The sequence below is a fragment of the Edaphobacter sp. genome, assembly GCF_035532915.1.
Classification (GTDB): Bacteria; Acidobacteriota; Terriglobia; order Terriglobales; family Acidobacteriaceae; genus Edaphobacter.
In genome coordinates this window covers 12,390-27,695 of record NZ_DATKQC010000012.1, presented here as the reverse complement: position 1 = coordinate 27,695, position 15,306 = coordinate 12,390, and the positions used below count along the sequence as shown (strand labels likewise).

The window sequence follows — 15,306 nt, the reverse complement described above, 5'->3', positions numbered from 1 at the left end:
AAAAGTTCCCGCTCACGCCCTGCTGGGATCACAATTTATTGGGTTTACGGCAGTGGCACTCTTTGGCCGTCTGGCTGACCTGACCCGGCCATACCTTGTGTCGCGGCGTGTTGCGCTGCCCCTGAGTTCGCAGGTCGCGGTGTATACGATCGAGCGGATGTTCGATCTCGGCGCCGCTGCGGTGATCTTTTCAAGCGCGCTGGCGTTTACTCCCAAAGACCTTCCTCACCATGAAGTCTTCGTGCACGCCGGGGAGTTGAGTCTTGCCCTGACGCTGGTGATTGCTATCTTTGCAGGGGTCGTGCGAGTCTCGGGAGGAGTCGTCGCAGGATTTGCGCGAGCGACGTTGGGACGGCTCTCAAAACCGGTGGGGGAGAGTATCGCGACAAAGATCATCGGATTCCGCGATGGACTGAATGCGCTGTCGTCAAAACGCGACTTCGGCATAGCGGTTCTCCTCTCTTTGGCGATGTGGGGGATGATCGGGTCGGCATACGTGCAAACAGCTCATGCTTTTGTGCAGACGCCGGAGCTGGCCGGATTGACCTTTTCGCGGACGATGCTGTTGATGGCAGCGAGCATTGGCGGATCGGTGCTGCAACCACCCATCATCGGCTGGTTTACGCAAATTGCCGTGACGGCAACAGCAATGCACGAATTCTATGGCGCTCCGGTTGAGGCTGCTACGGCATGTGGAGCCGTGCTGTTGTTAGTAACCTCCCTCTGCATTATTCCGACTGGATTGGTGTATTCGCGAATCGAACATGTGAGCCTGAAAAAGGTCGCAGACGAGAGTGAAGCTGCGGGCCACGGGTCGGGAATACCGGATACGACCGTCGACCACGGATAGACGCAGATTGGCGCGGATAAGGCCGGGGATAAACGCATCCTCCGTTTTTATCCGCGCCAATCCGTGCGATCCGCGGTCGGTTCTATTGGACTCTCGCTGCTAGAATCGAAATATTACGATGAAGTGCCCCTACTGTGGTTTTGCCCAGGATCGAGTTGTTGATTCACGAGAGAGTAAAGATGCGGACTCCATCCGCCGCCGCCGCGAGTGTGAAGGCTGCCACAAGCGGTTTACCACCTATGAGCGGATCGATGAAATCCCCTACATGGTTGTGAAGAAGGACGGCCGCCGCGAGAAGTTCGACCGCCAGAAGGTGTTGAGCGGGCTGCTTCATGCGTGCGAGAAACGTCCGGTCTCCGCCGTAAAACTCGAGCAGATCGTAGATGAGACCGAGGCCTATGTGGTGGACTCGCCTGAGCGCGAGCGCTCGACCAGCGAGGTAGGCGAACAGATCATGATGCGGCTGAAAGACATCGACACGGTGGCGTATATCCGCTTCGCCAGTGTCTATCGGGATTTTAAAGACGTGAGTGAGTTCAAGGCTGAGTTGGAAGAGCTGTTGAACGGTAAAGATCAAAAGAAACGGCGATAGCAGAAGGATGTATGGCGAAAACTCATAAGATTACGTTGATTCCGGGCGATGGCATTGGCCCGGAGGTCTCAGGCGCGGTGGTAAAGATCGTCGAGGCAGCAGGAGCAGCTACGGGCGTCGCATTTGAATGGCACCGTTATGCGGCCGGAGCAGAGGCGTTTGAGACGACCGGGGAGTACATCCCGAAGGCACTCTATGACTCGATCGAAGAAAATCGAGTGGCACTCAAAGGCCCAGTGACGACGCCAATTGGCGGCGGATTCTCTTCGATCAACGTGGCCTTGCGTCAAAAATTCGAATTGTTCGCCAATTTCCGACCGGTCAAGAGCCTTCCCGGTTTGAAGACTAATTATCCCAACATCGATCTGATCATCGTGCGGGAGAACATGGAAGACCTGTATGCCGGACTCGAGCATGTGGTTGTCCCGGGTGTAGTACAGGCGCTGAAGATCATTACCGAGAAAGGCTCGACGCGGATCGCGAAGTTTGCCTTCGACTACGCGCGCAAGCACGGGCGGAAGAAGATCCACGCTATCCATAAGGCGAACATCATGAAGCTGTCCGATGGCTTGTTTCTGCAGTGCTGCCGGGCGGTTGCCGAGGGCTTCCCCGAGGTTAGCTATGCGGAGCACATCGTCGACAACACCTGTATGCAGTTGGTGATGAATCCTTATCAGTACGACATTCTGCTGACAGAGAATCTGTACGGCGATATCTTGAGCGACCTTTGCAGCGCGTTTGTAGGCGGCCTGGGCCTGGTGCCCGGAGCGAACCTCGGGACGGAGTGCGCGATCTTTGAGGCTGTGCATGGCTCCGCCCCGGACATTGCTGGAAAAGATATGGCGAACCCCACGGCATTGCTGCAGAGTGCTGTTCTGATGCTGCATCACATCGGCGAAAGCGCGACAGCGAATCGTGTACAAGATGCGTTGGAGCAGGTCTATCGAGAGGGCAAGACACTGACGAAAGACGTCGGCGGCACAAGCGGGACAAAGGCATTTGCAGATGAGGTATTGCAGGCGATGGAGATGTCGCAGACAGCAACGACATAGAAGCAAAACATACAGGAGCGAGGTTGGCATGAAGCAGAGGTTGAGTTGGCTGGCGGCTGGAATAGTGATGGGCGGCATGGTGTTTGGGTTCACGGGCTGCAAGCCACCTACACCGGCCCAAACGAGTCCGGAGACCGCTCAGACGAATGCGACTCCTGCCCCTGCTCAACCAGCCGCGCCGCTAGATCCTGCAACGCTGGGGTCAGTCAGCGGGACGGTACATTTCGCGGGCAAGGCTCCCGAGCGTATCCGCATCGACATGAGCCAGGACCCTGTATGTTCCATGATGGGCGGCGACAACTTCGCCGAGCAGTATGTCGTTCATGACGGCAAGCTCGCAAATGTCTATCTCTACATCAAAAGCGGCCCTCCGGCAGCGATGTCTGCCCCTGCCACCTCGGTCGCTCCCGTCGTTCTGGATCAGATTGGCTGCAAATACGTCCCCCATGTGATCGCAATCATGCGTGGAGGGTCGATCGAATTCCGCAACTCGGACGGAACCATGCATAACATCCACACCATCCCCGCGGCTGGAACCAATAAAGAGATTGATATCTCTGAGGGACCGAAAGGCGCACCCGAGGTAAAGAGCTTTCCTCAGCCTGAGATCATGATGCCGGTGCGGTGCAACAACCATCCCTGGATGAATGCATTTATCAATGTCTCTGCCACTCCCTTTTTCGCTGTGACTGATGGCAATGGACACTTTGAGATCAAGGGCTTACCGGCAGGCACCTATATCCTGGCGGCAGTCCACGAAAAGATGGGCGAGCAGACGATGACGGTTACGGTCAAGCCCCATGCGACGGAAGCGGCGAATTTTACCTTTTCGATCAAGAAATAGAGCCACGAGGGCCGCGTATCTGTCCGGTCTCTCAGCCTGATTCTCCCGAAATGCACCCCACCGGCGGTAAACAGCCAAAGTGCGTGTGACGGTAATGGCCACGCCGCGTTATTCTTGAAGATATGGAACGGCGCAAGGTCGGAATTCTGGGCGCGACCGGTATGGTCGGGCAGCGATTTATTCAATTATTGAGCAATCATCCGTGGTTTGAGATTGCGTGGCTGGCGGCGAGCGATCGCAGCGCGGGCAAAACATACGGCGAAGCCTGCCGTTGGAAGCTGGACACGGCGCTGCCCAAGCACATTGCGGCGATGACGATGCAGCCGAACGTGCCCGAAGGCACGGTGGGAGAGCTGCCGAAGATTATCTTCGCCGCGCTCGACGCGGACATTGCGCGCGAGCTGGAGCCGAAGTTTGCCGCCGTGGGCTGCGCTGTGATCTCAAACTCAAGCGCATTCCGCATGGTTGCCGATGTGCCGCTGGTCGTTCCTGAGGTCAATGCCGATCATCTGTCGCTGATCGAAGCGCAGAGCTCGCGCAAAGAAAACGGCGGCAAGGGGGGCTACATCGTGACCAATCCCAATTGCAGCACCATCGGCCTGGTCATGGCTCTGAAGCCGCTGGAAGAGCGGTTCGGAGTTGAGAGTGTTTTTGTGACTACGATGCAGGCGGTAAGCGGTGCGGGATATCCCGGTGTTCCTTCGCTGGACATCATGGGCAATGTGGTGCCCTTCATCAAAAACGAAGAAGAAAAGATGCAGGAAGAGGTCGGCAAGCTGCTTGGCACGCTGACCGGCAAAAAAGTTGACATGCTGGATGCGAAGGTAAGCGCACACTGCAACCGCGTGGCGGTCGAAGACGGGCATACGGAGTGCGTCAGCATCAAGCTGAGAAAGAAAGCCACACGAGAAGAGATTTTGGCGGCGTGGAGCGAATTTCTGCCGCTGCAAGGACAACATCTGCCGACGGCCCCCTCTCAGCCTGTGGAATACGACGCTGGGGTAGACCGACCGCAGCCCCGTCTGGACCGGATGCGCGGCAACGGCATGACCACAACTGTTGGTCGCCTGCGCGAATGCAGCCTGCTGGACTGGAAGTTTGTTGTGCTGTCGCACAATACGATTCGCGGAGCGGCAGGAGCAGCCGTGTTGAATGCCGAAGTTCTGGCGCTGCTGGGCAAATTGGATAAGTTAAGCGTGGCTGTAGCGCCGACTGTGGCGGTGATGGCTTGAGCACAGTACGTGAACAACTGGTAGTGATGAAGTTCGGCGGAACATCGGTCGAGGACGCCAAAGCGATTGACCGGACCGCGGCAATCGTCCGTGGTCGCCGAGAGCGTGGATTGGAAGCTGTTGTCGTTGTCTCGGCAATGGCAAAGGTCACTGACCAACTGTTGGCTGCGGCTGCCGCAGCAGGACGCGATGACAAGGCTGGCGCACTGGCCATCAGCGCAAGGCTGCGGCACCGGCATATCGATACAGCTGCCGACCTATTGGACGGCGAACGCTTCGTCCAGTTGCAACCGACCGTCAACCATGAGTTCGATGCGCTGGACGATCTATTGCGCGGTATTGCCGCGGTAGGTGAGCTGACCGCGCGCACCAATGATCTGGTGGTGAGCTTTGGAGAGCGGCTTTCGAGCCGCATGGTCGCAGCGGCGTTCGAACAGCGTGGCCTGCAGGGCGCGCATGTCGACGCGCGCACCTGTATTGTGACCGACAGCAACTACGGCAAGGCAGTACCGCAGGAAGGCGCGATTGAGTCGAAGCTCGCGGAGTTGGTTCTGCCCTTGATCCAAGCTGGACAGACTCCGGTGATGGGCGGATTCATCGGAGCAACTATAGAAGGAATCACGACCACGCTGGGACGGGGCGGCAGCGACTACACCGCTGCCCTGGTCGGCGGCGGCATGCACGCTGGCGCCATCGAAATCTGGACGGACGTCAATGGCATCATGACAACCGATCCTCGCATCTGCCCGGATGCGCTGCGGGTCAAGACGATCAGCTTTGAAGAAGCGGCGGAACTGGCCTACTTCGGGGCGAAGGTGTTGCATCCCGCCACGATTCTTCCTGCCGTCCAGAAGAGCATTCCTGTCTGGGTGCTGAATTCGCGCAACGCTGAAAACGAAGGCACCAAGATCACGGCGCTGGCTCCGAAGTGCGCCAGCCCCTTCAAGAGCATTGCCGCGAAGAAGCGGCTGACCATCATTGATGTCGTCGCAAGCCGGATGCTGATGTCCCACGGATATCTCAAGGCCGTGTTCGATGTATTTGACAAGTACAAGTGCGCGATCGACATGGTTTCGACCAGCGAGGTGAGCATCTCGTTGACAGTGGACTCGAATGAGAAGCTGCCGGAGATCTGCGAGGAACTTGGCAGAATCGCGGACGTTAAATACGAAGGCCGCAAGGCGCTGGTGTGCCTGGTGGGCGAGGACATTCGCGGCCACAATGGCATTGCCGGTCAGGTCTTCAGCGCGGTCAGCCATGTGAACGTGCGCATGATCTCTCAAGGAGCAAGCGAGATCAACATGAGCTTCATGATCGACGAGGAAGATGTCGAAGAGGCCGTGCGCAGCCTGCACAAGCAATTCTTCGCAGATCCGGACGAGACCGTCTTTGATGTGGCGGCTCGGGTTCCAGTTGCAGTCAAAGCATAGAGAGGAACACATGCGGATATTGGTCTTAGGACAGGGCAAGACAGGTAAGCTGGTGGCTGCAGTTGCAGCGGAACGCGGTCATGGGGTCCACGTGCTCGACGCCAAGGAAAATACGAATGCATCCGCGCTGACTCCGCCTTTTGTTGCTGGGTTCGATGTCGTCATCGACTTTACGGCTCCTGAAGCTGTGGTGCAGAACATGCGTGCCTGCCTCGCAACAGGCGCGAAGATGGTGGTCGGCACAACTGGCTGGTATGACAAACTGCCCGACATGAAGGCTCTCGCTGAACGCAAACAGGCAGGGCTGTTGTACGGGACAAATTTTTCCATCGGCGTTCAGGTGTTATTTCAGTTGGCAGCAAAACTGGGTGAGTCGCTGAAGAATGCTGGTTATCAGTTTTCGATCGAGGAAACTCACCACATCACCAAACTGGATTCGCCCAGCGGAACCGCGATTACGCTGGCGACGGTTGTAGAGACTGCATCCGGCTATCAGAAAGTTCCTATCGAATCGAAGCGCGAAGGCGATGCTCCCGGCACCCATGTTCTAGTAGCGCAGAGCGATGCGGACAGGCTTACGCTGACCCACGAGTCGTTCTCGCGGCGTGGATTCGCCGAAGGTGCAGTGCGCGCAGCCGAGTGGCTTTCGTCTCGTAAAGGCTGCTACGACTTTCAAAATATTTATACGCAGATTTAGGTCTGTACCGAGCGGGGATTGCCATGAGCACGATGGAAGCAGTAACGGCGAAGTTTGCGGATTTAGCGTTCGACCAGAAGCTGGACCGGCTGGCTGAAGTAGCTGTAAAGGTTGGGCTGGGGCTGCGTGCGGGGCAGGAACTCATCATGTCCGCACCCATGGAAGCTCTACCGTTGGTGCGACGCATTACCGAACACGCCTACAAAGCTGGCGCTTTGCTGGTGACGACATTTTATGGCGACGATCCGTCTGTGCTGGCCCGGTTTGCCTATGCTCCAGATGCCAGCTTCGATTACGCGCCGAAGTGGCTGCAGGATGGAATAGCCGAGGGATTTCGAAGCGGAGCTGCACGACTCGCGATTGCAGGCACAAATCCTGCGCTGTTGGCGAAGCAGGACCCGGCGAAGATAGCGCGGGCCAATGTCGCAGCCTCCAAGGCGGGCAAGCCTGCAATGGAGCTGATTACGCGTCACGAGATCAACTGGACGATCGTAGCCTGTGCGACGCCGGAGTGGGCAAAGCTTGTGTTTCCAGACGACTCCGAGGAAATGGCTGTGGCCAAGTTGTGGGAGGCGATCTTTGTTGCCTCGCGCATCAATGCGGACGATCCGGTCGTCGAGTGGCAGCAGCACGGAGAGCGGCTGAAGAAGCGCGTCGACCTGCTGAATGCCAAACGGTTCTCTGCCCTTCATTTCAAGGGACCGGGAACAGATCTGACAGTAGGATTGGCCGACGATCATCTCTGGGCCGGTGGCGGAACAACTGCCGGAAACGGCGTCTACTGCCAGCCCAATATTCCCACGGAAGAGTGCTTCACGACTCCGCATAAAGACCGGGTTGACGGCACGGTGCGGGCATCGAAGCCGCTCTCGCATCAAGGAACCCTGATTGAAGATATTGCGGTGCGGTTTGAGGGCGGAAAGATCGTCGAAGCGACCGCATCGGCTGGCGAAGATGTGCTCAACCGGCTGATCAGCACGGACGATGGCGCTCGGCGGCTGGGAGAGGTAGCGCTGGTGCCTCATTCTTCTCCCATTGCGCAGAGTGGAGTGCTCTTCTGGAATACATTGTTCGATGAAAATGCCGCCAGCCACATTGCATTGGGACAAGCCTATTCGACCTGCCTGATTGGCGGCGAAAAGATGGACGCGGAAGAATTGGCCAAGCGTGGCGCGAACGCCAGCCTGATCCACGTGGACTGGATGATCGGTTCCGGCGCGATGGATGTGGACGGCATCGCTGCGGATGGAACGGCTGAACCGTTGATGCGTAAGGGCGAGTGGGTTTAGTTGAACCTCATTCCCAAGAGCAGGCACATGCAAAGACAAGGTAAACTGCAGTAACTATGGAACTGATGGGATGTGGAACGGCGCTGGTCACTCCTTTTCGCAAGGATGGCGGCGTAGATGAGCCTGCGCTTCATGCGTTGGTGAACTGGCAGATCGAGAGCGGAATTGATTTTCTGGTTCCTTGCGGCACCACTGGCGAGGCTTCGACGCTGACGGAAGCCGAGTGGCTTCGCGTCGTCGAGTTGGTGGTTGCAACCACGGCAGGACGAGTTCCGGTGTTTGCCGGGTGTACGCATAATGCGACACATGAAGCTGTGGCCAAGGCGCGGAAGCTGGCGTGTGTACATGGACTGACAGGAATTCTGACAGCGAACCCCTATTACAATCGTCCGGGCCAAGAAGGTCAGTATCAACACTTCAGAGCGGTTGCCGAAGCCGTAGACCTGCCGGTCCTGCTCTATAACATTCCGGGGCGAACAGGCGCGAATCTGGAGCCTGCCACGGTTTTGCGGCTGGCGGAGTTGCCTAATATCATTGGGATCAAGGAATCCAGCGGAAATCTGGCGCAGATTACTGAGCTGCTGACTACAGCTCCCCGAAACTTTAAGGTTTTTGCCGGCGACGACGGGATCGCATTGCCTGTAATTTCCTTGGGCGGTAGCGGCTTGATTTCCGTAGCCTCCAATGCAATTCCGGGACAAATGTCGCGGATGATTGGGGCTGCCATGGAGAATGACTGGGTAACAGCGCGACGGATCAATCGGCAATTCTTCCGGCTGATGCAGGCCCACTTCTGGGAGCCCAACCCCGCTCCCATCAAGGCGGTGCTCTCAATGCTTGGACGATGTGAGGATGTCCTGCGGCTGCCGATGGTTCCGGTCTCTGCGGCTACGCGGCGGAAGCTGGAATGCATGGTCGGGGAGCTTGGGATGCTGGTGGGTGTTCCACAGACCGGCGAAGACCTGCGGATGTTTTAATAAGCTTCCTACAATCAACAACTTTAGAAAAGGTGACAAGTGAGTCTGGACGGAACGTTGCAGGATCGGATTGAGCATTGGTTTGCGCAGGGTGCGGCTGCGGTGGGAAACAAAGAGGCTGAGGCAGCGTTTCTTGAGTTGAGGCAGGGGCTGGAAGCTGGGGAGTTGCGATCGGCAGAGCCGGATGACTCCGTGTTGGGATGGCGCGTCAATGCCTGGATCAAAAGAGGAATTCTACTTGGGTTCCGGTTGGGATCGATGATCGAGATGGGATGTGACGATGGCCTTTCATTCGTCGATAAATGGACCTACCCTGCACGGCGGTTCGCAGTGGCAGACGGTGTGCGAGTCGTGCCGGGAGGATCGAGCATACGGTCTGGTGCGTATGTTGCCAAGGGCGTTGCGGTCATTCCTCCTTCCTATATCAATGTGGGAGCGTATGTGGATGAGGGAACGATGGTGGACTCTCATGCGCTGGTGGGAAGCTGCGCCCAGATTGGCAAGATGGTGCATCTGAGCGCCGCCGCGCAGATCGGCGGTGTGCTGGAGCCGGTGAATGCAAGTCCCGTCATTATTGAAGATGGAGTTCTTGTAGGTGGCAATACCGGGGTCTATGAAGGTACAATCGTGCGAAAACGCGCTGTTCTAGCGGCCGGCACCGTGCTAACGCGAGGAACGCCGGTCTACGATCTGGTACGCGGTGTGGTGTATAAGGCGACTGCCGAGATGCCGCTCATCATCCCGGAGGGCGCGGTGGTGGTGCCGGGTTCGCGTGCTGTCACCAAAGGAAAAGGACAGGAGTGGGGGTTGAGCATCTCTGCCCCAGTGATCGTCAAGTATCGTGATGAAAAGACCGAGCTCTCGCTGGTCTTAGAAGATATCCTGCGTTAGCTGTCATTTTCTGGGATGAATGGTGCTTTGCCATCCATGACAATTTGACGGATCGAGGGCTGACGAATATGGCCGGAAGAGTCATCCTTGCCTTGATCTTTATGGTGGCGGGAACCCTGCACTTTGTCATCCCTCAGGCTTATCTGCGGATTATGCCTCCCCAGCTTCCGGCCCCCTTGCTGTTGATCAACATCAGCGGAGTGGCAGAGATACTAGGCGGCGGTCTGCTTGTACCCTCCACACGGCGCCTTGCCGCGTGGGGATTGGTAGCATTGCTGATCGCTGTCTGGCCCGCAAACATTTATACGGCGGCGGCACACCTGCCTCTGCCCGGTCTAGCGGGGCAGAGCTGGGTGCAGTGGATGAGGGTTCCTCTACAGCTGCCGCTGATCTACTGGGCGTGGATGTATAGGCGAGGTTGAATCCTGCTACGCCCTATAAGTGGCGGGGACCGTAGTGAAGGTAGAAGACCACGGCCGAAGCAACCAGGCAATAGATTCCGAATAAGTACCAACGGCCCTGCTCCAGCCAGCTGCTGAGCCATTTGAGCGCAACCATGCCGGCGAGGAACGCGAAGACCATTCCCAGCAGGCTCGCGATCACGCTGCTGTGCAGATCGATGGGCGTGCCGCTGGCAGCGGCTTCATGCGTCGCCTTCAATAGCCGCAGAGCTTCTTTGCCGATGGCGGCGGGGGTGAGGATGACTGCAAGGGCGAAGCTGAAGCGCTCGGCCCGGTCCTTGCTTGCTCCGGTCAACATGCCGGTGGAGATAGTCGCGCCCGAACGAGAGAAGCCACGAAAGGGCAGGCAGAGGCCCTGGACGGCACCGATCCAACCAGCCTGACGCATGGTGACGCTGTCACCGTAGACCTGCTCGTGCGCGCCCATGCGCCGTTTTTCAATAAGGCCTGCGATGAGGATGAGGATGCCGGCTGCGGTGAGCGCGGGGGCTACCAGGTCGAGGCGGCCGAAGAGGGATTCGATCTCGCCTTTGGTCGCTCCGGCGAAGGCGGTCTTCTGGATGATCTCGATGATGGGGTAGCCGATGACGGCGGTCAGGATCGAGGCCCAGATGGCACGGATGGCGAAGCGCTTGAAGGCATCTGAGCTGGAAAAATAGGTCCGCTTCCACTGGCTCCAGAAGTAGACGATGACGGCGAACATGGTGCCGGTGTGCAGCATGACGAGCAGCAACGTCATGGGCGGCGAGGAGGGGTCGAGGCCCAGCAGCTTCTCCGCGACGACCACGTGGGCGGAGCTGGAGACGGGCAGAAGCTCGGCGAGACCCTGCACGATGGCAAGAATGATCACTTGAAAAATTGGCATAGACCCATCCTAAATGGCGCCTCGACGATACGGCAGTCGGCTGGCTACGAGAGCATCTTCTCGAACACCGCCCAGGTTTTAATTCGCTTGAAACCTTCGCGAAGATAGAATCGGTGCGCTCTCTCGCGAGAGATGCGAGAGGTGACACGAATTTTACTGACCCCCTGTTCCCTGCCCCATGACTCAACTTCGGCACAGAGCTGCTTGCCGATGCCCAGTCCGCGATGGGCTTCGCTGACGATGAGGCCGGTAATGAGTGCGAAGGATGGCGATTGCAGCTCCTGCATAAGGGTGGCTTCGATCCAGCCTACGATTTCGGTATCTTCCATACTCTTGAGGCAGGCGACAAATGCTGCGTGATCGGTGCGGCAAAACGTTTGTCCGATGCATTGGGCGATTGCCTCGCTGGACGCCTCATAACCCAGTTGTGCGCTGAGCTTTGAGATCGCTTCCGCATCTTCGAGCAAGACGGGACGCACAATGAGAGAGGGCGCTCGAGACGCGGTGCTAGAACGGCCCATCGGAAGATCGTTCATTTCTCCATCCTTTGCACGACGAAACAGCTGCTGAGGGAATTTCGGTAAGTTCCGATGTTTCGCACGAGAGGATAGTATCGTACGGTGGCAAAGGCCAATGATTCTAGGATGCGCTGTGGCCGGTGCACCGTAAGACACCCAGATAAGCGCTCCATGGTCCTACCGCGTCGCGGTATTGGTAGGCCATCACGCGCGAGAGTTGATGCAGATGGGTAAGATCGTGAACGGCCCAGGTCGCCAACAGTTCCGCCAAGGTCACAGAACCCAGCGCCGGATGCCTTCCTCGACGCGCCAGATCTTCAGCTTGCAAATTCAGCGCACCGAGCGTGGTCAGATTTACCTTACGCAGACGGGCGAATTCGTCCAGCAACTGTTCGAGTGACTGGCCCTGGCTGGCCTTCAACTGCGCAAACCGGTCAAAGGGATCGAATGGCCGCGTTTCACCGCTCTCCAACGTCATATGCACTCTGGGCATCCAGTCGGTACGTTCGGCGAAGACCAGATGACCCACAATATCGTAGGCACTCCAGGTGCCTTCTCCTTCGTTACATTGCACCCATATATCAGGCAGACCGCGCAACAGCGCATCGAGCGCGGCGGGAGTGCGGGTGAGGAGGGCGGTCGTCTCCGGCAGGTTGAATATATTCTGGTTTGCCATGGCTCCATAGATACATGGGCCGCGCTTCGAACTCAAGCGCGAAGATAAAATTTAAAACGAATGGCTCGATAAAGTCCTGCGCCCAGAGTATGGAGGATGCTCAATCGCGATCATCGCCGAAGATTGGGATGGATTGCTGTACCTTGTATGCAATCGCAGCGGCGCGTGCTGCATAGTCCGATTGCGGATACTTCTCTTTGAGTTCCTGGGCTAATCCGATGGCGCGCTGCCCAGCCTCCTGCGAGCGCTTGCGGTCGTCCTGCACGATGTACATGGTACTGGCCACGCCCTGCCGGTAGGTTGCGTTATAGAGAGCCTCCGCCGCCTTGGGGCCGTCGGAATATCTCTGTGCATATTTTTCGTAGAGGCCAGCCTCCATTTCTGGACACTTGGGCAAACCCTGCCAATCTCCGCAGAGCTTGTTATCGAGCAGATCGTAGGCGGCGAGGGCAGCGTATTTCGTGTCAGGGTACATCTTCATGACCTTCTTCATCTCGCCATCGTAGAGCTGGGGACGAAGGTAGGCCTCTTGCTCTTTAGCGCTGGGGAGCGTGCTGATGTCCTCCTTCTCCAATTGCCAGCGAATGTCGGCGGCGCGCCATGCCGCCGCGGGGGCGAAGGAAGACTGGGGAAAATAATCGGCAGCGCGTTCATAGAGCAGGTGCGCTGCCTGCGCGGCTCCTTTCGGTGCGTGGGGCTGCGCGGCCTCAGCCTCGAAATTTGCAGCGGCGCCGTAGAGAATGGCGTCGCCGCCGGGGGTCGATGGAGTGACGACGCCCTTGTCGCGAATCCAGCCTGACGCCGGCGTGACGGTGTCGTTGTCATCGGCGAATTCCGGCTGGTTCTCGTCGTTGGTGTCCTCGACGTCGGTGTTGGCGAAGACCTGAATCCAGGGACCGTTGCGCTGAACGATAACGACTTCGTGACCCGGAGTGACAACGGAAAGCTTTTGCGCGTCGGCGTCGGCAGTGACATATACGTTGGCCTGGTGCAGAACGGTGGCACGCGCGGCGCGGTCGTAACCGGATTTGTCCTTAGGCTTCTGAGCCGCAGCCATACCGGTTGTAGCCAACAAGGCTGCCGATAGCGAGACTATCAACCGCTGCCGAAGAGTTCGCTGCCGAGAGAGAGAACGCATAGACAATTATTAGACGCTCCATTCAGGATTGGGGGCCAGTACGCAATGATAACGGCTGATGGAAGGAAATACAGTTCAGGCAGTCGCTGATTCACGCGCTACGTGGACCCGGTTGCGGCCAGCATGTTTGGCGTCGTACAGGGCGCGATCAGCCAGGCGGACAAGATCCGTGGCGTCGCGGGCAGGAGCCGGATACATCGCTATGCCGATGGACACCGAGATCTGGCGCAGGGTCTCTCCCTTGGACCGCACGCGCAGCTTGACAACGGCCTGACGGATCAACTCCGCACGCTCAACCGCGGTCTCCTCGTCGGTCTCCGGGAGGATAATGATGAACTCCTCGCCGCCATAGCGGCAAACGACGTCTTCGCTGCGAACCGATTGCCGGAAGCACTCAGCGACCTCGCGGAGAACGGTGTCCCCGGCCTCGTGGCCGAAGGTATCGTTGAAGGCCTTGAAGTGATCGACGTCGATCATGAGGACGGCCAGAGGAGTTGTGCTTCGTAGAGCGCGATGCACCTCCCGCTCCAAAGCGATTGTCATGAAATGGCGATTGAAGAGCCGGGTGAGTCCGTCGCGAATGGATTGATTTTCAAGCTTCGCTCGCAGATTGAGACCGGCGATGGACATCGCGGCCAACTCTACCATCTCGTTGATCTGAAGGATACGACTGCGCGCAAGATCAGCGATCTCCTGCGTGGGAAAGGTGAGATAGACGAAGCCGAGGGTTTCACCCTGCGCGGCCAGGGGGATACAGCCATAGTTCTCGGGCGGCTCGCCGGCGAAATGACTACAGTTGATGGAGGAGTGACCGGGGGACCTCCAGCGCAGATGACCGGCGCGAAGTCCGCAGCATGCATCGGGAGAGAAGCCGTCCAAGAGCGACGAGGGGCTGTTCCACGTCGCGGCAATCTCTAACATGCTGCGCGAATTATTAATGATCAGCGTCGCACCGCTGCTTCCGGGAACAAGGGCCTGCAGATGGCGGCAGGTACAAGCCTGGGCCTCTGCCGCGGTCACACATAGGTGCAGCTCGTCGCGGGTGGCCTTTAGCAGGGCGGCCTCCGCTCCACGACGTTCGAGCGCTTCGATGGTGGCTTCGAGGCGATCGTTTGCGACGGACAACTGTTGTTCAAACGACCGGCGGCGTAAGGCATCCCGGATGAGAAACCCGAAGAGTACAACCAGCACGATCAGCAACAACCCAAGATAGCCGGCACCCGCGAGCAGACTTCGGAAGCCGCTGTCCTGCGATTCTGTGGAGCGTTCCCTGAGCAGGCCACGCTCTTCCTCCTGAATCAAACTAAGGACGTTACGGCAGGCTCGAATTTGTTCATCGGGAACAGCTCTCGACTGGCGTTCAGACACCACCGTGCGATCCAGTGTCTCAACGGAGTTCTGAAGATCTTGTACATGACGTTTTTGAGAGGCATTGTCCTGTAGTAAATTTTGCAGGGTCGAAACACCACTCTCCACAGCGGCTACGGATGCTTCGGACGCACGCAGATTATTTAAGTCTCCCGTCGCCTGATACAGCTGCATATTGGCGCTGAGCCGGTCGAGGCGCTGCGATTCTGTCTGGGTACTGCTGAGGATGGTTTGAGAGTGATCGAGCCAGTTACGGATCTCGATCAGGTGGCGCGTGTTCGAGTAAACGATCAAACCGCCGCCTGCCGTGAAGATGAACGCCCCGATCGCCGACAGCACCAGAAGAGGGATCACCTTGCTCGGTTTGAGAGGAAGGTGCCGAGAGGAGACAAGATCAGTCAATTTTTATTCCCTGACACGCATCTT

16 protein-coding genes are annotated in these 15,306 nt (G+C 57.8%); 11 read left to right on the top strand and 5 right to left on the bottom strand.

Translation table 11 applies throughout. The features are described from left to right. From VMU57_RS00530 to VMU57_RS00480, 11 genes are all read left to right on the top strand, one after another. Positions 1–850 (top strand): lysylphosphatidylglycerol synthase domain-containing protein (locus VMU57_RS00530; RefSeq protein ID WP_325379686.1); only part of this gene is annotated, 850 nt, incomplete at its 5' end. A gap of 118 nt (positions 851–968) precedes the next feature. Continuing rightward, complete coding sequence (gene nrdR / locus VMU57_RS00525) at positions 969–1,442, top strand: transcriptional regulator NrdR (RefSeq protein WP_158910194.1); 474 nt, start codon at positions 969–971, stop codon at positions 1,440–1,442. A gap of 11 nt (positions 1,443–1,453) precedes the next feature. After that, positions 1,454–2,494 carry an isocitrate/isopropylmalate dehydrogenase family protein gene (locus VMU57_RS00520; protein WP_325379682.1) on the top strand — a complete coding sequence of 347 codons (1,041 nt, stop codon included), beginning with the start codon at positions 1,454–1,456 and terminating at the stop codon, positions 2,492–2,494. Positions 2,495–2,522: 28 nt separating this feature from the next. Then, complete coding sequence (locus VMU57_RS00515) at positions 2,523–3,338, top strand: carboxypeptidase regulatory-like domain-containing protein (protein ID WP_325379681.1); 816 nt, start codon at positions 2,523–2,525, stop codon at positions 3,336–3,338. Positions 3,339–3,460: 122 nt separating this feature from the next. Next, complete coding sequence (gene asd / locus VMU57_RS00510) at positions 3,461–4,570, top strand: aspartate-semialdehyde dehydrogenase (protein ID WP_325379679.1); 1,110 nt, start codon at positions 3,461–3,463, stop codon at positions 4,568–4,570. Further along, positions 4,567–6,000, top strand: a complete 1,434-nt coding sequence (gene lysC, locus VMU57_RS00505; RefSeq protein WP_414648583.1) for a lysine-sensitive aspartokinase 3 — start codon at positions 4,567–4,569, stop codon at positions 5,998–6,000. The genes asd and lysC overlap by 4 nt, the downstream gene beginning before the upstream one ends. A gap of 10 nt (positions 6,001–6,010) precedes the next feature. After that, the gene (gene dapB, locus VMU57_RS00500; protein ID WP_325379677.1) at positions 6,011–6,697 is read left to right on the top strand and encodes a 4-hydroxy-tetrahydrodipicolinate reductase; all 687 of its coding nucleotides are present in this window, start codon (positions 6,011–6,013) and stop codon (positions 6,695–6,697) included. A gap of 23 nt (positions 6,698–6,720) precedes the next feature. Beyond that, entirely contained in the window at positions 6,721–7,986 is a 1,266-nt protein-coding gene (locus VMU57_RS00495; protein ID WP_325379675.1) for an aminopeptidase, read from the top strand. A gap of 56 nt (positions 7,987–8,042) precedes the next feature. Then, positions 8,043–8,963 (top strand): 4-hydroxy-tetrahydrodipicolinate synthase, encoded by a 921-nt coding sequence (gene dapA, locus VMU57_RS00490; RefSeq protein ID WP_325379673.1) that lies wholly within the window; start codon positions 8,043–8,045, stop codon positions 8,961–8,963. A 39-nt stretch (positions 8,964–9,002) separates the two neighbouring features. Further along, positions 9,003–9,854, top strand: a complete 852-nt coding sequence (locus tag VMU57_RS00485; protein WP_325379671.1) for a 2,3,4,5-tetrahydropyridine-2,6-dicarboxylate N-succinyltransferase — start codon at positions 9,003–9,005, stop codon at positions 9,852–9,854. Positions 9,855–9,922: 68 nt separating this feature from the next. Next, positions 9,923–10,276: a DoxX family protein gene (locus VMU57_RS00480; RefSeq protein WP_325379669.1), complete on the top strand. Its 354-nt coding sequence runs from the start codon at positions 9,923–9,925 to the stop codon at positions 10,274–10,276. Positions 10,277–10,289: 13 nt separating this feature from the next. Here VMU57_RS00480 and VMU57_RS00475 read toward each other — a convergent pair whose 3' ends face one another. The 5 genes from VMU57_RS00475 to VMU57_RS00455 form a co-directional block, all read right to left on the bottom strand. Further along, on the bottom strand, positions 10,290–11,180 hold the full coding sequence (locus VMU57_RS00475; RefSeq protein ID WP_325379667.1) for an undecaprenyl-diphosphate phosphatase: 891 nt from the start codon (positions 11,178–11,180) through the stop codon (positions 10,290–10,292). Positions 11,181–11,224: 44 nt separating this feature from the next. Further along, the gene (locus VMU57_RS00470) at positions 11,225–11,716 is read right to left on the bottom strand and encodes a GNAT family N-acetyltransferase (RefSeq protein ID WP_325379665.1); all 492 of its coding nucleotides are present in this window, start codon (positions 11,714–11,716) and stop codon (positions 11,225–11,227) included. Positions 11,717–11,819: 103 nt separating this feature from the next. After that, the gene (locus VMU57_RS00465) at positions 11,820–12,374 is read right to left on the bottom strand and encodes a DinB family protein (RefSeq protein WP_325379663.1); all 555 of its coding nucleotides are present in this window, start codon (positions 12,372–12,374) and stop codon (positions 11,820–11,822) included. A 100-nt stretch (positions 12,375–12,474) separates the two neighbouring features. Continuing rightward, on the bottom strand, positions 12,475–13,431 hold the full coding sequence (locus VMU57_RS00460; protein WP_325379661.1) for a hypothetical protein: 957 nt from the start codon (positions 13,429–13,431) through the stop codon (positions 12,475–12,477). A gap of 156 nt (positions 13,432–13,587) precedes the next feature. Next, positions 13,588–15,234, bottom strand: a complete 1,647-nt coding sequence (locus VMU57_RS00455; RefSeq protein WP_325379659.1) for a GGDEF domain-containing protein — start codon at positions 15,232–15,234, stop codon at positions 13,588–13,590. Positions 15,235–15,306: the final 72 nt, after the last annotated feature.